We start from the raw sequence: 22744 nt of genomic DNA on the forward strand, positions 1-22744 counted from the left end.
TTTCGCAAATTCCAAGATAGAAGCTTCTCGTTTTCTGACAGCTTTCGGAATATCGGCATTGGCTGTTATATTTTCTAAACTTCCGCTCCTTGAACGTGAGATAAGTGTCTTCTTGGGAAGTGTATCTGAATTTCAATGGCTTGTGCTTGTGTGGGCTAGTTGCATGTTTTTTTTATTCTACCATTATCACAATATATCTTTGGAATTGATAAATTTGCAGGTATATGTGATGTTTTAGACTTATGGAATATTGCATGTTTTATTGGAAATGTTCCTTTCCTGGCTTTTTTCGTGTCTAAAATTCGTTTTACAGTGGCTATGGATGGTATTTTATTGTAATCTTTTTGCAAGCTATAAACGATGTTTAACTATTATTGAAAGTGAAATTTGAATTAACAATCTTAGGGAGCAATTCTGCATTGCCAACCTCAAAAAGATTTCCAACCGCTCAGATTCTCAATGTACTTGAGCGTTTTTTTTTAATTGATTGTGGTGAAGGCACACAAATTCAGTTAAAGAAGTTTCGGGTACCCATGTCTCGAATCAATCATGTCTTTATATCACATCTCCATGGCGATCATTTCTTTGGGCTTATTGGCTTAATTTCAACTTTTTCTTTGCAAGGAAGAACAAATGATCTGCACATATTTGCACATAGTAAGTTAGAAAAGATTATTCGCTTTCAGCTCGATATTTTAGAATCCAAATTAAGTTATAAGTTAGTATTCCATAATATCTTTGGAAAAGAGGTTCAAACTCTTTTTGAGGATGATGCACTTACAGTACAATCTTTTCCTTTAAGGCATGGAGTAATGCCTTGTGCAGGTTTCTTATTTAAGGAAAAAGAGCGTCCTCGCCATCTCAAAAAGGATATGTTGGATTTTTATAAGATTCCAATAAAAGCCAGACATGGCATTAAGACGGGAGATGATTATTTATCTGAAGAGGGCGAGTTGATTCCGAATTCTAAGTTGACTCTTGCAGCTTCTTCACCACGTAGCTATGCATTTTGTACTGATACGGCATATTTTCCCAGAGTCGTACCTAATATTAAGCAAGTCGATTTACTTTATCATGAGGCTACTTTTTTGAAAGATGACGAGAAACGAGCCAAATCAACTTATCATTCAACGGCTGAGCAAGCTGCTAAAATTGCTGATGAAGCACAGGTTGGCAAGCTCCTAATTGGTCACTTTTCAGCACGATTCCATGATCTATCAGCTCATTTGAACGAAGCGAAAGAAGTCTTTCCCAATACAGAACTTGCTGAAGATGGTTGTGTCTTTGAAATCCCCTTGAAATCGACCCGGTAGCTAATTTTGTACTTTAGGTTTTATTAAATAGACATGATATCCAACAAGTTTATAATAGGTTTGTTGAAAAGCATTTATTGAATTATTCTGTCCTATTCCTTTTTTATTACCTTTAGCTTCTTGGTAAAATCTAAAACTAACTTTATTAATAATTGATTCTGGATTCTTAAATGCACCTGTGTGTATTAATTGAATTTAGATTCACAGACTTAAGGACAACATGAAACGAGCCTATATCTAAGTCTTCCAAATCAAATGGAATGACCAAGGTGGCGACTTCCATGTGGCAATTAAAAATCAAATTTCAGACACATGAAAAGAATTTTATTATCAGCTGTAGCAGTTGCACTTTGTGCATCGGGGTTTGCTCAGCAGAAAAAAGACAAATCAACTTTTAAAGAGTATGAGCCAGGTTATTACCAGAACTCTATACTTAAGGATATCAGAAACGTTGATGCTAAACTGGAAAATAAGGAAGTTGATAAGCGTTTCTTTATGGATCAGTCGTCATACGATCTTCCGAAAGATATCAGCTTGTATACTAACAATACACATTGGGCTTTGCCAACTATTTCTCAGGGAAATACAGGTACATGTTGGTGTTTTTCAACCACCTCATTTTATGAGTCAGAAGTTTATCGTCTTCATAAAAAGAAAGTTGATATTTCGGAGCTATATACGGTTTATTGGGAATATGTAGAGAAGGCACGTCGCTTTGTGCAAGAAAGAGGGGATTCAGAATTTGGACAGGGTTCAGAAGGTAATGCTGTAGCTCGTATGTGGAAAATGTATGGTGTAATCCCTCAGGCAGAATACACAGGATTAAAAGATGGTCGCAAGTTTCATACGCATGAGAAAATGTATAATGAGATGTTGGCTTATTTGAAATTTTTGAAGAAAAGTGGTGCTTGGAACGAAGATGAGGCTATTGCAACAATCAAGTCGATAATGAACCATTATATTGGTGTGCCTCCAACTAAGTTTACTGTTGAAGGCACTGAGTATACACCTCAAACTTATTTGAAAGATTACTTGAAATTGAATCCAGATGATTATATCGAATTACTTTCATATAAACAAGAGCCATACTGGGAACAAGTAGAATATAAGGTGACTGACAACTGGTGGCATTCAAAAGAGTACTATAATGTACCTCTTGATGTTTATATGGAAGCAATTAAGTCAGCAGTACGTGATGGTTATACCATGAGTATTGGTGGTGATGTTTCTGAAGCTGGTTTCCTACGTACAACAAACTGTGCTATGGTTCCTTCGTTCGATATTCCATCGGAATATATTACTGAAGATGCGCGTCAATTCCGTTTTTCTAATGGAACAACAACGGATGATCATGGTATGCACTTAATTGGTTACTATGTTGATAAATCAGGTAAAGACTGGTACTTAATTAAAGACTCAAGTTCTGGTTCTCGTAATATCGATGAGAATTCAGCTGAATTCGGTTATTATTTCTTCCACGAAGATTATGTGAAACTTAAGATGATGGGTGTTACAGTTCATAAAGATGCTGTAAAGAAATTATTGAAGAAGTTTAAGTAAGCTTATTATTAAAGAACTTAACAAGCCCATTTGTATGATGCAAATGGGCTTTTTGTATGGTATAGGCTCTTAAATTATTTTAGAATATACATTAAATCAAAAATTGTTATAACAATCGGAAATAATAATTATTTAATGATGATGAATTGTATATCTTTGTACGCCAAATAGAGAAGCTAAACAACCTCATATATTTTTAAAGATTATGCAAGAAAAGATTTTAATTCTTGACTTTGGCTCGCAGTACACTCAGCTTATCGCTAGACGTGTTCGCGAATTAAATGTTTATTGCGAAATTCATCCTTTTAACAATCCTCCACAATTGGATGATAGTATTAAAGGTGTGATTCTTTCGGGAAGTCCATTCTCGGTTCGCGAAGAAAATGCTCCAATTCCAAACTTATCAGAGATTAAAGGCAAGTTACCACTTCTAGGTGTTTGTTATGGTGCTCAGCATTTAGCTCACTGTTTTGGTGGGGAAGTTATGGCATCAAATAAAAGAGAATATGGTCGTGCAAACTTAACATCAGTTGATAATACCAACGAATTGTTGAATGGGATGAGTTTGAATTCGCAAGTATGGATGTCACATGGTGATACCATTGAGCGTATGCCTGAAAACTATAAAGTAATTGCGAGTACATCTGATGTTGAAAATGCTGCTTTTGCAATTGAAGGCGAAACATCTTACGGTATCCAATTCCACCCTGAGGTTTATCACAGTACCGAAGGCGCAATACTACTAAAGAATTTTATTGTTGGGATTTGTGGCTGTCAGCAAGATTGGACTCCAGATGCATTTGTTGAAACAACGGTCGCTGAGTTAAAAGAGAAGCTGGGTGATGATAAAGTAATTTTAGGTTTATCAGGAGGTGTTGATTCGACAGTAGCTGCTTTGTTATTACATAAAGCAATTGGTGAAAACTTACATTGTATTTTTGTTGATAACGGTTTGTTACGTAAGAATGAGTTTACTGATGTATTGAAGAAATACGAAACTTTAGGCTTAAATGTAACTGGCGTTGATGCGGGCGATAAGTTTATTTCAGCTATGGCTGGTGTAACTGATCCTGAAGGAAAACGTAAGATTATTGGTAATGCCTTTGTTGAAGTTTTCGACGAAGAATCACATAAAATTGAGAACGCTAAATGGTTAGCTCAAGGAACTATTTATCCAGATGTTATTGAATCTGTTTCAGTAACAGGAGGTCCTTCGCAAACTATTAAGTCTCACCACAATGTAGGCGGATTACCTGACTATATGAAACTGAAAGTGGTTGAGCCATTGAAGTTGTTATTTAAAGATGAGGTTCGTCGTGTTGGTCGTAGTATGGGACTTGAAGAGAAATTTATCGCTCGCCATCCTTTCCCAGGGCCAGGATTGGGGATTCGTATCTTGGGTGATATTACTCATGAGAAAGTACGAATTCTACAAGAGGTCGATCATATCTATATTTCAGGTTTGATTGAAGATGGATTGTATGACGAAGTTTGGCAAGCGGGAGCTATGCTATTGCCAGTTCAGTCAGTAGGAGTGATGGGGGATGAGAGAACTTACGAAAGAGTTGTTGCTCTTCGTGCTGTTAGTTCTACCGATGGTATGACTGCCGACTGGTCACACTTACCATATGAATTCCTAGCAAAGATTTCAAATAAAATCATCAATGGTGTTAAAGGGGTTAATCGAGTGGTGTACGACATCAGTTCGAAACCACCTGCAACTATTGAGTGGGAATAATATTTCAAGAGCTATCCTTTTAGGGTGGCTCTTTTTTTTTGCTCGAACTCATGTTTGTGAAAATGTTATTTTTCTCTAAAAGGCCTTATATTTCAATATCTGGCTTAAGCGAAGTTTATAAAAAGATTGTATCTTTCGTTTTACTTTTAACGAAGTCTAAATAAATAAAATTAATATATGAGATTATTGAATTTTACCATTAGTAAATCTGCTTTTGCTTTTATACTCTTTTTTGTTTTAAGTTTTTCCCAGACTCAAGCACAAGAGGTCAGAGATCAGACTATTAAATATCAAAATCTAATTGCTCTAGTCGATGCTTTTTATGTAGATAGTGTGAGTCTTGAGAAATTAACTGAAGATGCTATTATAAAGGTACTTGCAGAACTTGATCCCCACTCAGTTTATATCAGTAAGGATGAAGTGAAGGAGATGAATGAACCTTTGCAGGGAAGCTTTAGTGGGGTAGGGATTCAGTTCAATATTTTGAGAGACACATTAATGGTTGTGGCAACTATTCCGGGTGGTCCATCGGAAAAAGCTGGCCTAAGAGCTAGCGATAGAATCATTAAAATTGATGATGAGATGGTAGCTGGTGTAGGAATGAAAAATACCGATGTATTTAAGAAATTACGTGGAGATAAAGGAACGAAGGTCAACTTATCGATTCAACGTAAAGGGGAAAAAGAATTACTTGATTTTCTAATTATTCGCGATGATATTCCAATTTTTAGTCTGGATGCATCATACATGATTAATAAGAATGTAGGTTACATTAAATTGAATCGATTTGCAGCTAAAACAGCTGAAGAATTTTTGGAAGCTCTTTTAAAATTAAAGGAGCAAAAAATGCAAGACCTTATTCTTGATTTACGTGGTAATGGTGGTGGATATATGACTGCGGCTATTAATATTGTTGATCAGATGTTCAACAAAGATCAGTTGATTGTATTTACTGATGGTTTAAAATCGAAGCGTCATGATAATGTTTCAACCGATCAGGGTGCTTTTAAAGAGGGGAGAGTTATTGTTCTAATAGATGAAGGATCTGCTTCAGCTTCAGAGATTGTATCTGGTGCCATTCAGGACTGGGATAGAGGTTTAATCGTTGGTCGACGATCGTTTGGGAAAGGTTTGGTTCAGCGTCAATTTCCGTTGTCTGATGGGTCTATGATTCGATTAACGACAGCTCATTACTACACACCAACAGGACGTTGTATTCAAAAACCCTATGATAATGGTTTAATGGATTATAGAATGGATATCATCAATCGATATAACTCAGGTGAAATGGTTAGTCAGGATAGTATTCATCTGGCTGATTCATTAAAGTATAAAACATTGGTAAAGGAACGCTTGGTATATGGAGGTGGCGGAATTATGCCTGATGTATTTGTTCCAATAGATACATCCGCTAATTTTAAGTACTTTAATTTATTGGCTCGCAAGAATGTGCTTTATCCTTTTGTTTTGACTTTTATGGATAACAATAGAGAAAATTTCAAATCTAAGTATCCAGATTTTGAAACGTTCAATAAGAAATTCCAAATTACAGAGGATATGTTGAAAGAATTGGTTGCACAAGGCGATGAAGCCAAAGTTGAGCATACTGAAGAAGAATACTTAGCGGTAAAAGATCACCTTAAGGTTTATTTGAAAGCTATAATCGCAAGAGATATTTGGGATGGAACTGAGTTTTATCAAATTGTTAATCAAGGAAACGATATACTCGATAAAGCTTTGGAAATACTTGATAATTCTAAAGAATATGAGAAATATTTAAAGTAAAGATTTACTTTTTATGAGAAAAGCCGGATGTTTTCCGGCTTTTTTTATTTAAAACCACTGAAAAATAGCTGATTTTTATAAGCTAAAGACTACTTTTGTAAGCGTAATTTAGCGGGAGTCTATAGTTTATAGAATTTATAGATGCACGAGTTAGTCAAAAGGGTATAATTAATAACAATAGTTTTGAAAACAGATTCGGTAAAGTTTAGAATGATTGCAAAAACCTTTCAAGGTTTAGAGGAGGTATTGGTTCAGGAATTGGAAAATTTAGGAGCTGAGGAGATTAAAGTATTAAAGCGTGCCGTGAGTTTTGTCGGAGATAAAGCTTTAATGTATAAAACGAACTTTCACTTAAGAACGGCGACTCGTGTTATTAAGCCAATCCACAAGTTTAATGCTATAGATACTGATGAAGTGTATAAAGGTATTCAGGAGATAGACTGGAGTGAGTATCTATCTTTAAAAGATACCATTTCAATTGATAGTACTATCAGTTCTGAAGATTTTAAGCATTCAAAGTTTGTAACTTACCGAGTTAAAGATGCTATTGTTGACCAATTCTTCGAAAAAACAGGAGATCGTCCATCGGTTCGTGTGGTAAATCCTACTTTGAGAATCAACGTCCATATTGATAAAAATACATGTACAGTTTCTTTAGATAGTTCGGGAGAATCATTACACAAAAGAGGTTATAGAGTTGCTGAAACAGCTGCTCCTCTTAACGAAGTCATGGCTGCAGGTATGATTCTTATGTCAGACTGGGATAAGAAATCTAACTTTATCGATCCTATGTGTGGTTCTGGTACTTTGTTAATTGAAGCTGCATTAATTGCTTATAACATTCCTGTAGGATTATATCGTAAAGAATTTGGTTTCCAGAAGTGGAGCGATTTCGATCAAGACCTTTGGGATGAGATTTATAATGACGAAACTGAAATTGATTTTGACGCAAATATCATAGGTTGTGATATCTCAGATAAAGCAATGGAAATAGCAGAGCAGAACATTCGTAACGCTGGTTTAAGAAGAAAAATTAAGTTGAATGTAATACCTTTTCAGCAATTTATTCCTCCAGTTGAAAAGGGTATTCTTATCACAAATCCACCTTATGGTGAGCGTTTAAAGGTTAAAGACCTAGAAGGCCTTTATTCTATGATCGGAGAAAGATTGAAGCACCAATTCATGGGTTATGATGCATGGATTTTAAGTTATGGAAAAGAATGTTTTGATAGTATTGGTTTGCGTCCATCAAGAAAAGTAACCTTATTTAATGGTCCTTTGGAATGTAGATTTCAAAAATATTCGATGTTTGCTGGAAGCAAGAAGGATACTTTTAAGGATAGAAAAGAATCAAATAGATAAGTATTCGGACAGTAATCTTTTAGCTATTTTATTATATTTGTTGAGAAGAGATAGTTTAATATAAAGATATTTCAATGAGTTTTAACCTTAACCAGTGGTTTACCGATAATGTGAGCGAAGACAGCCTTTTTTATTATAAAGGGAGTGTTGGTTCTAAGACGGTAACTGAGATTCTGGAGAAGATTGAAGCGATTATGGAAGACAGAAACTTTCCTTTGAAGGAAAGAAAAAAGATCCTAAATATCCTTATCGAATTGGTTCAGAACCTTTATCATCATGGAGAAAAGTTTGAGATTGAAGATTCTTTCAAAAGTTACGGAAGCTTAATCTTTAATAAAAATGATGAGGGAGTGAAAATTATATCTGCCAATTTTATTAAAATTGAAAAGCTGAAGATTTTCACCGATTATATTGATCATACCAATTCATTGGGTACTAGTGAGCTAAAGACCTTATATCGAAAAGTATTGTCTAATCGACATTTTTCTGAAAAAGGAGGCGGCGGACTAGGCATTATCAATATGATACGAAGAAGTGGGAATAAACTTAAGTATTGTTCCAAACGGACCCAAGGAGAGAATTTCTTCTTAGTCTTAACTGTAAAAATTTAGTCAAAAAAATAACGATATTCTTTTATGGATACTTTAATAATAGAAGGCAGCTCAAAAACACCGAAAGTCGTATTCAATGCCGAAAAAGGCGAATTACTACTGGAGGGGCGTTCAATTCCCGAAAATTCATTAGAATTTTACATCCCTTTGATGGAATGGGTGGAAGCATATTCTCATGAAGTAAAAACTGATATCATCGTTCAGATGAAATTGGAATATTTCAATACCAGTTCTTCAAAATGTATTTTGGACTTTTTCAGAAAACTTGAGGCGATTTCGAATCGAGGAAAAAATGTTTCTGTAAATTGGTATTTCGAAGAGGATGATGAGGATATGATGGAAGCCGGAGAAGACTATAATGCGATTGTAGGTATCCCTTTTGTGATGGTTGAGCAAAAAGAAGTTTAATTTATTGACTGATATGATATAAAAGGGGCTGATTCATTTGAATCAGCCCCTTTTGAATTATAGTAATTTGAATGAAAAGAATCTTTTACTCTCCGTCTATAGGACCAGAACCAATCAATTCATCACCATCGTACCAGGCAGCAAACTGTCCTGCAACCACAGCACGTTGAGGCTCGTCAAAAAGAATATATAAACCTTCTTTCTTAAAATATATCGTCCCTTTTTGAAGTGGCTGACGATAACGAATTCTTATATCATAACGTCGTTCACATTCTTCGGTAGGCATTAAGTCCTGACGAATCCAATGGGTTTCTTCCTTCGAAATAAACAGCGCTTTTCGCATTAAAAGAGGATGAGAGTGCCCCATACCCGTATAGATGATATTCTCCTTAACATCAGTACCAATTACAAATAAGGGTTCAGCTTTTCCACCAACATTCAACCCTTTTCGTTGTCCTACAGTATAGAAATGAGCGCCATTGTGTTCACCCACTTTTTTACCATGATGTCTTCTAAACTGAAAGGGTTTAGCTAAGTCAGCTAATTCTTCAGATTTAGGTAGGATTCTGTGAGCGTTTTCAGCTAGTACTTCGACAATAATGCCAGGCTTAGCTTTAAGTTTCTGTTGTAAGAATACAGGTAAGTCTACCTTTCCTACAAAACAGATGCCTTGTGAGTCTTTCTTCTCAGCAGATGCAAGCTTTTCTCTACGAGCTATTTCTCTAACTTCAGGCTTCTCAATATCACCAATTGGGAACATCGCTTTGGAAAGCTGATCTTGCGAAAGTTGACATAGAAAATAGCTCTGATCCTTATTATTATCAACACCAGCTAAAAGGCTATAAACCTCTTTGCCATCAACTATTTTTGTTTCTTTTCTACAATAGTGTCCCGTTGCTACGTAGTCAGCACCAAGTTCTACCGCCTTTTTTAAGAATACATCGAATTTAATTTCACGATTACAAAGTACATCAGGGTTTGGTGTACGTCCTTGTTCATATTCTGAGAACATATAATCAATTACCTGTGCTCGATATTCTGTGCTTAAATCAACAAAATGAAATGGAATATCTAATTTCTTAGCAACCATTTGTGCAAATAGAATATCCTCGTCAAAAGGACATTCTTCAGATTTTAAGCCAACTGTATCATTCCAGTTCTGCATAAACAAAGCTTCAACTTCGTAACCTTGCTCTTTTAGTAAATAGGCTGCTACACTTGAGTCAACTCCACCAGACAATCCTATTACAACTTTTTTTGTCATTTCTTTTTCTCCTTCATTTTGAATCTGCAAATGTACTTATTAAAACTCTGAAGAGCAATATTGATTTTTTCGATATAATTAATGCTTATTTTTAAACAAATTAAATTAATTTAGTATACTGTTAGATCAGAATATTAATTAAAAATGAAAATAATGACTAGAAATTTACTTTTCGTATTCTTTGCACTTCTATGTCTTAATCTTAGTGCACAAGAGACTCAGGACACAAGCTATTGGAAAAAAGGAGGTATGGCTTCCTTATCTTTTTCTCAGACTTCTCTAAGTAATTGGTCTGGTGGTGGAGATAATGCTATTTCAACTAATGTGCAGTTGAATCTATTTGCTAATTATACTAAAGCTAAAAATGCCTGGGATAATACTTTGAAGTTAGAATATGGCCTATTGAAACAAGGAGATGAGGGAACACGAAAGAGTATTGATAAGATTGACTTTGTAACTAAATATGGACATCAGGCAAGTAAAAAATGGTATTATACAGCCTTGTTAGATTTTAAATCTCAGTTTGCAAAAGGTTATAATTATGCAAAAAGTGAAACAGAATCTGATGTAAAAGTTTCAAATTTTATGGCCCCAGCATATCTTTTACTTTCTCTGGGTATGGACTACAAGCCAAACGATATATTTTCAGCTTATTTGTCACCTGTAACAGGTAAGACAACCATTGTTAATGATACCGAATTATCAGACGCAGGGGCTTTTGGTGTAGATCCAGGTGATAAGGTTAGATATGAATTTGGTGCGTTAACTAAGTTAACGTTAAAGAAATCGATTGCTAAAAATGTTGATTTGAAGAGTACACTTGACCTATTTACAGCCTATTCTGATACTTTCGGAAATATTGATGTGAACTGGGATTTGATGATTAATATGAAAGTGAATGAATTCCTAACCGCTTCGATTAATACAACATTGGTTTACGACGATGATGTACAATATGTGAATAAGGATGGCGTTAATAAGGGTGTAAAGGTTCAATTCAAAGAAATATTAGGAATTGGATTATCGTATAAGTTCTAAAATAAGCTCATAATATTTCAAAATGCCTCTTAAGTTTTACTTGAGAGGCATTTTTTGAATTTATAATTAGTTGAAATTAACAGTTTAGAGATATTTTCAGCTTACCTATTTCAAACAAAAAAACATTTGTTTTCTTACTGTTAAGCTAGCTTAAAAATTGTATTTTCGGGATAAATTAGATTTACTATGTCATCATTGAATATATATCGAGCGTCAGCTGGATCAGGAAAAACCTACACACTCACAAGAGAATATTTGAAGCTCGTTTTCGAAGAGGCTTTGAACTATCGAAGCATTTTGGCAGTAACCTTTACCAATAAGGCCACTGATGAGATGAAATCGAGAATATTAAAGGAAATTTATATTCTCTCGAAAGGCGAGAAATCACCCTATGCTTTAGAGCTAATGGAGCTTAATCGTTTGGATGCAATTGGTTTGCAAATAAAGGCAAAAGAAATCCTTAACCGATTATTACACGACTATAGTCGATTTTCGGTAACCACAATTGATAGTTTCTTTCAAAAAGTAGTCCGTTCATTTACCAGAGAAATAGGTTTACAAATGGGCTTTAATATTGAGCTCGATCAGCGTAAAGTTTTAAACGAGGTCGTAGATCTTTTATTTCTCGATGTAGATGAGGACGAACAATTACGTTCTTGGTTGTCTGATTTTGCTGAATCGAAGATAAAGGAGGGTAAAACCTGGAATTTTAAGAATGATATTCTTGAAGTTGGGACTGAGGTTTTCAAGGAAGACTATATGAATTTTGATAAGGTCTTGATCGAAAAGCTATCGGATAAGAACTTTTTGAATGTTTACCGAAAGGGCTTAAAACAAATTAAAGACGAATTTGAAAATACACTCAAAGAGATTGGAACCAAGGCGGTTTGTTTAATCGAAAACCAAGGATTGACCATTACTGATTTTTCTTACGGGAAATCAGGCTTTGCGAATTATTTCTACAAGCTGCAAGCAGGTGATTTTGATGAGCCTGGTACGCGAGTTTTAGCGGCCATAGATAATCCGGATAAATGGACAACTGCTAAGGCGAGTTCTGATTTAAAAGCGGCAGTCTCCTCAGTTTACTCTACTGGTTTGGGAGCTTTGTTGAAAAATGCCGTTGAGTTCTTTAATAATGAATGTCATTTGTATTTTTCAACAGATAAAACCTTGAAATACATCTATACGCTGGGTATTTTAACGGATATTTCAAAAAAGATTAAAGCTTTCACCGAGGATGAAAACCTGTTTTTATTATCCGAAGCCTCTCGTTTACTTCGTAGCATTATTGGAACTAACGATACGCCTTTCGTTTATGAGAAAATTGGGAATGTGTATAAGCATTTCATGATCGATGAGTTTCAGGATACCTCTTCTATGCAATGGGAAAATTTCCGTCCATTGGTAGGGAATTCATTGGCGGAGGATAATCGCTCTTTGGTTGTGGGAGATGTGAAACAGTCAATTTACCGTTGGAGAAATGGTGATTGGAAATTACTCGCTGAGCAATTGGACGTTGATTTTAAAGATCAGGGAATAAATGGCTTAACCTTGGATATGAACTGGCGAAGTTCAAAGAACGTCATTAACTTTAATAATGCCTTATATGCATTGGCGTCTCAGGCTTTGCAGAACGATTATAATAATGATATTCCTGATGGTTTAGAAGACAAGTTAAGTCTTGAGCAAGCTCGAATACTTAATGCTTATGCAGATGTTTATCAGGATTATCCTGGAGGAGAAGACAAGTGCCCTGGATACGTGAAAGCGAATATGATCGAAGTTGAAAAAGGAGAGAAGTGGATTGATCGCGTTTTAGAATTATTGCCAAGTCAAATTGAGGAGATCCAAACTAAGGGTTACAAGGCTGGCGATATGGCTATTTTGGTTCGGAATGGACGTGAAGGGGCTATGATTGCTAATAAACTGATGACTTATAGAAATTCAGAATCTGCAATTGAAGGCGTAAATTATAATGTGATCTCAAATGAGTCGCTCTATCTCAAGAACTCTTCAGTTATCAGTTTTCTATCCCATTTATTGAGGTATTTTATTTACCCCGAGGATAAAATTAACTTAGCTTATTTACTGCAGGAATACAGTCTATATCTAAAAGAAATAAAGCCTGAAAACTTTGATGATATATTTGCTCAGAGCGAAGATTCAGAAGACATATTTAAAGGTTTGTTTCCAGCTGCATTTACCGAAAATATCTCATTTTTAAAGAGACAGGCTCTTTTCGATTTAGTCGAACAGTTAATTGATATTTTTGAACTGAATAAGCGTACAACCGATTTTACTTATTTAGAAGCCTATCAGGATTTGGTCTTAGGCTTTTCTCGTAGCGATGCGCCAGATCTCAATTCATTTGTCGATTATTGGGAAGAGCGAAAGGGTAAGGAAGTTATCTCTGTTTCTGATCATCAGGATGCCATTCGTATTCTAACCATTCATAAGTCGAAAGGTTTGGAGTTTAAGGCTGTTTTATTGCCTTTTTGCGATTGGGATTTGGATGATGTGAAGCACACAAAAATTCTTTGGTGTCAGCCAGAAATGGAAGGTTTTAATAGCATTGATGTCTTGCCAATTCGTTACGGATCAGATTTAAAACAGACGATATATTATAAAGAGTATTTTGCAGAAAAGCTTCAAGCTTATATCGATAACCTGAATTTGCTATATGTTGCAACAACTCGAGCAGAAGAAATTTTAATTACCTATTCACCTTTACCAACAAATGATCAGTTTTCTAAGGTCAGTCATCTTTTATACCATATTTTTGAGAATGCAGCCAAGTATTCTTCTGACTTTAGTGGTAAAGAGATCATCAATATGAATACGTATTGGGATGATGAGAATAATTGTTTTGAATTAGGCGCGTTAACTGTAAAAGAGAGTGAAGATATTGAACATGAAGCTGAGCAGTTAATGACCGAGTACCCAGCTGCAATGCTTGATGATAGATTGAAATTACGTTCTCATGCTGCAGATTACTTTGATTTTTCTGAAGCCGCATCTATCGATAGTTTTGCTCCAATAAATAGAGGTAATATCTTGCATAGTTTATTTCAGGATATTGAATATTACGATGATATAGAGAAGGCGATAGCTAAAAAAAGGCATGAGGGTAAGTTAGACGAATTACAGGCAGATGAAGTTCAAGAAATGGTGGCAGATTTGTTTAAAAATCCTCAAATAGCTTCTTGGTTTTCTAAAGACTGGCGTGTAATAAATGAGCGTGATATTTTATTGGGAGATGAAAATACTTTACGCCCAGATAGAGTGATTGTGAAAGATGATCAAGCGATTGTGATTGATTATAAGTTTGGTAAGAAGAAGGAAAAAACTCATATTTATCAGGTTGGAGCCTATAAAAAACTGCTTGAGAAAATGAATTATAAGCAGGTCAGTGCTTTTATCCTTTATGGTAAATTAGATGAAATAGTAGAAGTATAACCTAAACAGATAAGCCTAAAATGAAACTAAGCCTAATTTTATTATTGATTTTCCTATTATCGTCCTGTGACTTTATCGTTGAAAAATTTTCTAAGAAGAACGATGTGGTTGAGCAATCTTTTTCTATAGATTCCAGTTCTACTGATTCAAAATCGATTAATGGGGAGGTTAGATATAAATTTCCGAGTGGTAAATTAAAATCAATTGTTAACTATAAGGACAATAAGAAAATAGGCATTAGCCATTCTTTTTATGAAACAGGAGAAAAACAATATGAGATTCCCTATGTGGATGGGAAAAAGCATGGCGAGGTTAAATGGTTTTATAAGAGTGGTAAGTTGTATCGATCGACAAGCTATATTGCGGGTGCTAAGCATGGCCCACAGAGAAAATATTGGGAAGATGGCAAGATAAAATCCGAAATGAATTATATGGACAATATGATGTGTGCTGGACTGAAGGAATTCACAAATATAGGGAAGCAAAAGGAAGAACCTCAAATAAAGGTTAAACATGTGAACCTTCTAAGAGATTCAGATATGTACCATTTGGAGTTGAGCTTGAATATGAAATTCAAGAATGTGCAGTTTTATATCGGAGAACTGTTGAATGGAAAAAGCCTTCCTGTGAAAGTCAATTCATTTATGAGCGAACTGGAAACAAAAAAAGGAAAGGCTATTTTTAAGTTTAGTATTCCGAAAGGTCGTAATGCCAATCGAGACATACCTATTGTTGCTGTTGTTAAGACAGCTTATCAAAACTATTACATTCTCAGCACCAAGACAAATGTAAATGTTCGAAATCCGAACTAGATCTTTTAGTTGTTTTTTTATTTATCAAAGCATCGGGTGTATTTTTCATACATTAAAGTCAGTATCTTTACGCTCTATTTCTGATCATTTTTTAGATGTTCCGAAAGAAAAAGAAATCAAATAAGAATTAATAAAATAGTAAGCATGTTTAATTTCGATGATATAAATCTGGACCAAATAGTGGTTCACAATGTAGGTAACAAACATCATGAGGAGACTTTGAAACTTTCAAAGCAGGGAATACAATTGGAAGATGATGATGTTAGAGATATCTTATTGAAATATTTTTTATCTGCTTTTAATAAAGAAGAGTTCTACAATTTTCAGCATGAAGAAGGATTAAGCATGAACGAGGTGTATTGTTTTGCTAGTGAATTCTTTGAGGATAATGAGAGCTTCTACGATCAATCGGTAAATGTTGCTATGCACCTCTACGATAAGTCGAATCACCCTAATATTAAAGGTGGAGAGTTTTATTTGGTTGCGTTCTCTGGTTGTATTATCGATGGGGAGGTTTGTGATGCCTTGGGTATTTTCAAATCAGAAAATAAGGATACCTTCCTAAAGGTATACCAGAATCAGGAAAACTTCGAATTGGGTTGTGAAAGTGGAATCAATATCAAGAAATTGGATAAAGGTTGTTTGATTTTTAATACTGAGAAGGAAAATGGCTACAAGGTTTGTATCGTTGATAAAACCAATAAGAATGGTGAGGCAATCTATTGGAAAGAAGATTTCTTGAACCTAAAGCTTCGTGAAGATGATTTCTACCACACTCAGAATTATCTTGAAATGTGTAAGGGCTTTATTGGTGAGGTTTACAACGATGAGAATGAAGTCGCAAAAGCCGATCAGATTGATTTGATGAATAAGTCGATTAACTTTTTTAAAGACAAAAAAGAGTTTAATGAGGAGTTATTTAAGCGTGAAGTGATTGAGCAGCCAGAGGTTGTAAATGCCTTTGACGAATACAAGAACTATTACCAAAGCGAGCACGATCACGATATTAATGCCGAGTTTAGCATTAATAAAGACGCTGTAAAGGGAGAGCAAAGATTCTTTAAACAAGTCTTGAAGCTGGATAAGAATTTTCATGTTTATATTCATGGCCAAAGGAAGTTTCTTGAGAAGGGCTACGATGCAGCCCGCGATATGAGTTTCTATAAGCTCTTTTTTAGAGAGGAGAATTAGAATATAAAGCGCAAAATATAAAGCCAACAGAATTTTTTTTCTGTTGGCTTTTTTGGTATGTCGGGCATGGTGATATACTAGCAGGATGGACTTGCAACAAAAATGTGGACCATAAGATAAGTTTTTTATCCGCTGCTATTATGCTCTGACTATATGCAAACCTAAGGGAATAATCGGGAACAATAAAAGTGAGACCCTCAGAGTATATACATAAAAAAACCGCCTCCTATGGGTCAAACCAAAGAAGACGGCTTATTAGCAATAAAAGATCAGAGCGTTTCTCTGAACTTAATCTAAACCACTAATAAAAATATTGGCTGATTTGCCCAGCATCAACTATGATGAATCGGAAAACCAGGCCTCCAATAAGAATAAGTATTGCTGGTAAAGCGACAGGAATATGTTTGCCTCTAAGTTCCATCACTTCGAGAATTGCAGGAATAACTAAACCCAATAGAACCACACCACCCCAGAAAGGTAGAGTGTAAGCACCTCCGAGGAATAACTGAGCGGCTTCAATTTGAGCTGCATTACTGGCCATAAATCCCATAAACAGGTGAATGATAAAGAAGACTTCGATACCAATCAAGAGCAAATCGATTTTGCTAAACAGGCTGCGTTCCAATTTTTCTTTGGATAGCCACATGATGGTGGCGGCACCAGTCGATAATCCTGAAACCAGGAATAAAGGGCCTAAAATCGAAGTGTTCCAAAGTGGACGAGCATTGAATGCGGATAAAAGAATACCCGTGTAAATACCAAGAATCACAGATGAGATAATCATTGTCCAGGCGAAGGTTTTGCGGTACTTTTGAACAAATACTTCTACCCATTCGAGGAATTTAAGCTGCCAGGTCCAGTTAGGAATTAAGTCGCGCCAATAGCTCAAACACCAAGCCATAGAAAGCGGTGTGATCAGCATCAGAATCCATGCACCCCACGACATAGGCGATTCAATTCGAATGGTGGTGTAGAGTTGCCAGAAATAAAGTTTATTTTTTAAATCCAGAAAGAGAGCACCTAAGCCTACCATTAAAATAATGGGGACTAGGAATGTTGCTTTTCTGACTGCAGTTGGTAGCTCTTTTTCTTTACCTAATAGTGAATATAGAGCAGCAAAGAATAGAATTCCAGCGGCCAAACCTCCCAGAAAAAGGTAAAGAGGAATTTCCCAGCCCCAAATACCAAGTGTGGGATCAATGTGTGGATTCATTCTTCCGCTAATTAAAATTTCTTCATTCATAACTAAAATTTAGATTTTAGGTTTTGAGATTCTAGATTTGAGAAAAAGGTAGCCTTGAAAATTTCTCTTATCTTATTTCTATGATCTCATCATCTATAATTAGATTAAATAATATACCTGTGGTTTTGTCCCAACTTCTGGAGCGAGTACTTTCCAGCCTCTGTTCTTAAGAAGTTGACTCACCTGACTTTCAGAATCGTCCAAATCACCAAAATACATACAGCTGGTAGGACAAACCGAAACGCAGGATGGGTTTTTACCTTCCTTTAATCTATGATTACAGAAACTGCATTTATCTACGAATCCATCGGGATGCGAGTATCGAGCATTGTAAGGGCAAGATTGTACACAAGCCCCGCATCCAATACATTTCGATCGATCCACCATGACTAATCCACCATTCTCGTAGTGACTGGCTCCAGTAGGGCAGCAACGCACACAAGGTGAGTTTTCACAATGGTTACAGCGTTCAGATCGCAATTCGATGCTCACATTAGGGAAAGTTCCTTTAGCATTTTCTATCACCCAATCACGACAATAACCAATGGGTACGCGGTTTTCATTTTGGCAGGCTACAACGCAATCGCTGCATCCTACACATTTTTTCGTATCAATGATCATTGCATATCTCATGAGATCTCCTCCCTTTCTGGCTTGTCAATTATAAATTTTACAAAATTCCCACGCATGCCTGTTCCGCCCATTATAGGATCGACCATCACCTTGGTTACGAGCTGGGAATCACTAATTCCTCGTCCATTTGAACGCTGAAGTTTTTTATTGGATTTCCCAAAGCCATGAACCATGTATACGTTATCCATGCCAATGCGCTCGGTAACTCTTAGCTTTATAGGAAATTCTGATTTGATGCCATCCTGATTTTCTAACCAGACTTCCTGATCATTAACAAGACCAGCTTCCCTGGCAATTTTTGGGTTCACCCAAAGCTTGTTTTCGCTCATCAGTTCATTCAGGTTTGGGTTGTTAGCTGTACGCCCAAAAGTATGCATAGGCGCACGTCCATAGTTCAGTCTGAAGAAACCTGCTGGTGGTTCAGGATGAGGGGTGTAATTTGGCAGGGGATCAAAGCCTTCCATTTCCAAATCGGTAGAATAGAGCTCAATCATTCCTGTTGGCGTTCCGAATTCGTATTCTTCACCCTCTTCAAGATAAAGGTTCTCGTGCTTGCGCTCGAATTTGATAACACCCTTTTCTTGCATTTCAGACAATGAATGCCCCATTTGTTTCAACTGCCAATCTAAAACTTCGGAATAAGACTTATAGTTGAAATAAGAACTCAATTTTAATTTGTCGGCCAACTTACGAACGATCCAATCCGAAGGCTTGGTTAAGTATTTGGGTTCAGCAGCTGGCATTCTCACGGCTATATTGGGTTCACGATTAGGCGATACTCGTATATCATCGTAACGCTCTAAGTAAGTACATTCTGGAAGAATGATATCAGCATAACCCGTAATTTCCATAGGCATGGTATCTACCACTACAAATAGGTCTAAGTTGTCAATTGCCTCCAAAGTTCGTTTGGTATCAGGAATGGTAGATATCAGATTTGTACCCACAACAAACCAACCTTTAATTTTCTTATCCGTTGTATTATCTGGATGAGATGCATCTACGAATACATTGGCAATGGATGAACCTGCCAAAGCATATTTACCATCAAGATAGTCTTTCCATGTCCACGAAACGGATGGGAAAGCTGGATGGGGGAAGGAAGGGACTTTGGCTGTCTCTGGGAAATAGAATCCACCTTTACGCCCCCATGATCCAAGAAGCGCATTCAGCATTGCCATCGCGCGTAAGCGTTGTGTATCGTCACCATACCAAGTGACATGACGACCAGGATGGATCAGCGTAGCTGGTGCATTAAAAGCCATTTCTCTTGCTGTTTCTCTAATCACATCAGCCTTGATTGTTGTAATTTCTTCTGCCCACTCAGGGGTTTTGTCAGCAACGTGAGCTTCAAGATCTTCAAAGCCGTAAGCATAACGCTCGATATAAGCTTTATCGTATAATTTCTCTGTGATTAATACATGCATCCAAGCCAATAGCAGAGCGATGTCGGTTGCAGGTTTAATGGGTAGCCAATGTTTCGATTTACTGGCTGCAGTTGATAATCGAGGATCAACCGTAATTATTTTTAAGCCCTTATCAATGGCTTTAGACATTTCCTGAACATGAGAATTGTGCATGTTCTCACCAATGTGATTACCAATTAAAACCAGACATTTTGTGTTTTCCAAATCGACAGGCTCAGGTGAGTTAATGTTGGCACCAAAAGTCGCATGAAAACCAACTTCGCGAGGACCACGACATTGGGCATAGGAGGGAGCAGTAATATTTCGGGAACCGAAAGCCTTGAATAATTTCCCGAAGTGTGCACCACCGGAACCGTGCTTGAATAAGGCCATACTCTCGGGACCATGTTCTTCTGAAATCTGGTTCATTTTGTCAGCAATAAAGCGGAATGCCTTATCCCAGCTAACTTCTTTGAAAGTTTGTTTACCATCAACTTCTACACGCATCAATGGCGATTTCAATCGATCTTCATCATTATACATGCCAAGACCTCCTGTACCTCTGGGACAGAATCGTCCTTTGCAATGTGGATCATCTTCATTACCTTCTATTTTCCAAAGTTCACCTTTTTCATCTTGATGTACCCAACCAGCACATTTCCAGAAACACACTTCGCAATAGGTCGGTACCCGTTTTAACTGGGAAGCATCTAAGGGCTCACTGGCTTGCACTTGCCCAATCATGGCATTCAGAATTGGATTTGCTAAAACCAAGCCTCCGAATCCCAATGCGGATATCTTTATAAAATCTCTTCTTGACTTGCTCATCAGATCGATATTTTTATTTCAATCTGTTATCCTATGGAAAGTCTAGAGGATAACAGATTTATTAAAATTTGAAGTCTATTATTGCATTTTTTCGCTTGCTGTCCATTCGAACAAAGCGCCATCATAAACTTTCACATTAGGGTAATTCAAAGCTGATGTTAAGGCTAGATATACAATACCTGCACGTACACTTGATTCGCAGTAAAGAATCACTTCTTTTTCTTTTGTTATACCTGCTGCAGTGAAAAGAGCTTGTAATTCATCTTTCGACTTAAGTTCAGCCTTTGAGTTCATTACATTTTTGAATTCAAGGTTGATAGCAGAAGGAATATGACCTTTGGGTAGTTTTGATTCTTTCACGCCACTGAATTCGTCAGCTGCACGAACATCGATAATTACAGAAGCAGGATTAGTCGATGCTTTTTTTACCTGATCGATGCTTGCAATTGCCGCTTTGTTTAGGTTTACAGCAAATGTTGTTGCTGCTCTGTTGGCAGGATTCTTGGTTACAGGCTTACGTGCCATTCTCCAGGCTTTCATATGCCCATCTAATAATTTGACATCTTTGGCTCCTAAATATTTTAAGATCCAATAAATACGACCTGAATATTTCCCCGAGCCATTATCGTAAATGACAATTGTATTGGTATTACTAATCCCTTTTTCACCAAGAATCTTTGCAATTTCAGCACTTGATTTTAGCGTACTTTTGGGAGTGGTTTTGTATAAGGATTTATGATCTATATTGATAGCTCCCGCAATATGAACTTTAGCGTAGTCAACAGGCTTTCTAGCACTAATTAGAACAACATTAGGGTCTTTTTGAATCTTTAAATAATCCTTTACTGAAATAATATCTTGTCCGAAAGACATTTGAATGCCCAGAAAGCAAACAAATACCATCAATATCACTTTTTTCATATCTATCTATTTTTAATTTGATTAACAAAGTACAAGTAAAGGGAGCCTTTCGGCTCCCAATCATCCCGTTTTTAAAACTTAACCGTTACTTGCAACATGAATATATCGTTATCAATCTCTTTTTCTTTTTCTGCTCTGTATACGTAGTTAGCTTGAATTTTTGTCCAATCGTTAAAGAAATAGTTAAGACCGTAGGTTGTGCAGTACTCTGTGTTACTATCAACATCTTTATTTGAATCGAAGTATTCAAATTTAAGAACAGGTTGAAGGTTGTTTTGGAACTTATACATACCCATTACGAACATACCATCTCTTTTAATATCACCTTGATGTACTTCAATCGGCTCACCACAACCACCACCAGTGGTATAAGACCCCACATCCTTAGCATACAAATATTCAGCTTGTAACATAAAAGCGCCTTGCTTGTATTGAAGATCGGCTCCATAGCGGGTTCTTTCATCTTCAGGCATACCGTCAACTGCAGCCGTTGCTTTACCAAACTTGTAGCTGGCACCTATCTTTAAATTCTTATGAGGGTTAGTAACTAAACGAGCGGCATAATCTTTTCTTTTATTATCATCATTTTGGAATAAGCCTGTACCGTTTGTAATAGCAAGGCTGTACTGAAATAGGGTTGTGTCTGCACCACCCAGAACCATAAAACCACGATCGCGATCAGGCGTTGCTAACTGCTCCACAACTCTGGAACGATTAATGGTATGAAGCTTATGACAGGGTGTATTCAATTCTAAAGAGATTGGTGATTTGAATGAACCAAAAGAGAGTCTTGCAAAATCGTAACGAGAATAGGTGACGAAAGCATCAAGTAAATAAGGCGTTCCATTATTTTTAGAAGGACTTGTCTCAAGAACCATATAGTAGCTAAAATCATAAGGGATACTACCCATAGCCCCTATACGAGCTCTGTTAAAGTTAAATGTATTACTGTCATCAATTCCTTCATTTTGGTTGTATTCAAACTTGGGTTGGAAGAATCCGAATACATTAACCCCTTCTCCTGAAGGTTCGTCGCAACCTTGTGCGTTTGCTACAATAGGTACCATGATGATAACCATTATAGAGAGTAGTATATTTTTCATGTTGATTTTTTTTGTTTGGTTTAGGTTTTAGCAAGGATGCCTAATTTGAAAAGAAAAAATGCTTTGCTAATA

17 protein-coding genes are annotated in these 22744 nt (G+C 36.3%); 11 read left to right on the plus strand and 6 right to left on the minus strand.

All coding sequences use genetic code 11. From position 1 onward, the window contains the following. The first annotated feature begins 380 nt into the window (after nt 1-380). The 7 genes from DWB61_RS12095 (at nt 381) to DWB61_RS12125 (ending at nt 8777) form a co-directional block, all read left to right on the plus strand. Nucleotides 381-1313 carry a ribonuclease Z gene (locus tag DWB61_RS12095; RefSeq protein ID WP_125031163.1) on the plus strand — a complete coding sequence of 311 codons (933 nt, stop codon included), beginning with the start codon at nt 381-383 and terminating at the stop codon, nt 1311-1313. Nucleotides 1314-1625: 312 nt separating this feature from the next. Next, complete coding sequence (locus DWB61_RS12100) at nt 1626-2873, plus strand: C1 family peptidase (protein ID WP_156190249.1); 1248 nt, start codon at nt 1626-1628, stop codon at nt 2871-2873. Nucleotides 2874-3078: 205 nt separating this feature from the next. Then, a complete protein-coding gene (gene guaA, locus DWB61_RS12105; protein WP_125031164.1) occupies nt 3079-4611 on the plus strand; it encodes a glutamine-hydrolyzing GMP synthase in 1533 nt (510 codons plus the stop codon). A gap of 177 nt (nt 4612-4788) precedes the next feature. Further along, a complete protein-coding gene (locus DWB61_RS12110) occupies nt 4789-6396 on the plus strand; it encodes a S41 family peptidase (RefSeq protein WP_125031165.1) in 1608 nt (535 codons plus the stop codon). Nucleotides 6397-6579: 183 nt separating this feature from the next. Then, nucleotides 6580-7758, plus strand: coding sequence for a THUMP domain-containing class I SAM-dependent RNA methyltransferase (locus tag DWB61_RS12115; protein WP_197091193.1), 1179 nt, complete (start codon nt 6580-6582; stop codon nt 7756-7758). 74 nt (nt 7759-7832) lie between these two features. After that, on the plus strand, nt 7833-8369 hold the full coding sequence (locus DWB61_RS12120) for a SiaB family protein kinase (RefSeq protein ID WP_125031166.1): 537 nt from the start codon (nt 7833-7835) through the stop codon (nt 8367-8369). A gap of 24 nt (nt 8370-8393) precedes the next feature. Then, nucleotides 8394-8777, plus strand: coding sequence for a DUF1987 domain-containing protein (locus DWB61_RS12125; RefSeq protein WP_125031167.1), 384 nt, complete (start codon nt 8394-8396; stop codon nt 8775-8777). A gap of 85 nt (nt 8778-8862) precedes the next feature. On the opposite strand, the gene mnmA is transcribed toward DWB61_RS12125, so the two are convergent. Beyond that, nucleotides 8863-10071, minus strand: a complete 1209-nt coding sequence (gene mnmA, locus DWB61_RS12130) for a tRNA 2-thiouridine(34) synthase MnmA (protein ID WP_225423387.1) — start codon at nt 10069-10071, stop codon at nt 8863-8865. Nucleotides 10072-10194: 123 nt separating this feature from the next. Here mnmA and DWB61_RS12135 point away from each other — a divergent pair, with 123 nt between their 5' ends. The 4 genes from DWB61_RS12135 to DWB61_RS12150 all read left to right on the plus strand — a co-directional run bounded on the left by DWB61_RS12135 (nt 10195) and on the right by DWB61_RS12150 (nt 16538). Next, nucleotides 10195-11079 carry a DUF3078 domain-containing protein gene (locus tag DWB61_RS12135; RefSeq protein ID WP_125031169.1) on the plus strand — a complete coding sequence of 295 codons (885 nt, stop codon included), beginning with the start codon at nt 10195-10197 and terminating at the stop codon, nt 11077-11079. A gap of 186 nt (nt 11080-11265) precedes the next feature. Then, on the plus strand, nt 11266-14535 hold the full coding sequence (locus DWB61_RS12140) for a UvrD-helicase domain-containing protein (RefSeq protein WP_125031170.1): 3270 nt from the start codon (nt 11266-11268) through the stop codon (nt 14533-14535). Between the two features lie 20 nt (nt 14536-14555). Next, on the plus strand, nt 14556-15347 hold the full coding sequence (locus DWB61_RS12145; protein ID WP_125031171.1) for a toxin-antitoxin system YwqK family antitoxin: 792 nt from the start codon (nt 14556-14558) through the stop codon (nt 15345-15347). Nucleotides 15348-15491: 144 nt separating this feature from the next. Further along, a complete protein-coding gene (locus DWB61_RS12150) occupies nt 15492-16538 on the plus strand; it encodes a nucleoid-associated protein (RefSeq protein WP_125031172.1) in 1047 nt (348 codons plus the stop codon). Between the two features lie 301 nt (nt 16539-16839). Here DWB61_RS12150 and nrfD read toward each other — a convergent pair whose 3' ends face one another. From nrfD to DWB61_RS12175, 5 genes are all read right to left on the minus strand, one after another. Beyond that, nucleotides 16840-17781, minus strand: a complete 942-nt coding sequence (nrfD, locus tag DWB61_RS12155; RefSeq protein ID WP_125031173.1) for an NrfD/PsrC family molybdoenzyme membrane anchor subunit — start codon at nt 17779-17781, stop codon at nt 16840-16842. A gap of 99 nt (nt 17782-17880) precedes the next feature. After that, nucleotides 17881-18402, minus strand: a complete 522-nt coding sequence (locus DWB61_RS12160; protein ID WP_225423388.1) for a 4Fe-4S dicluster domain-containing protein — start codon at nt 18400-18402, stop codon at nt 17881-17883. An 8-nt stretch (nt 18403-18410) separates the two neighbouring features. Then, a complete protein-coding gene (locus DWB61_RS12165) occupies nt 18411-20648 on the minus strand; it encodes a molybdopterin-containing oxidoreductase family protein (RefSeq protein ID WP_125031175.1) in 2238 nt (745 codons plus the stop codon). A 78-nt stretch (nt 20649-20726) separates the two neighbouring features. After that, the gene (locus DWB61_RS12170) at nt 20727-21569 is read right to left on the minus strand and encodes a sulfurtransferase (RefSeq protein ID WP_125031176.1); all 843 of its coding nucleotides are present in this window, start codon (nt 21567-21569) and stop codon (nt 20727-20729) included. A gap of 71 nt (nt 21570-21640) precedes the next feature. Beyond that, nucleotides 21641-22672, minus strand: a complete 1032-nt coding sequence (locus DWB61_RS12175) for a porin (protein WP_125031177.1) — start codon at nt 22670-22672, stop codon at nt 21641-21643. Nucleotides 22673-22744 lie beyond the last annotated feature (72 nt).

The organism is Ancylomarina euxina (assembly GCF_003863355.1).
Lineage (GTDB): Bacteria > Bacteroidota > Bacteroidia > Bacteroidales > Marinifilaceae > Ancylomarina > Ancylomarina euxinus.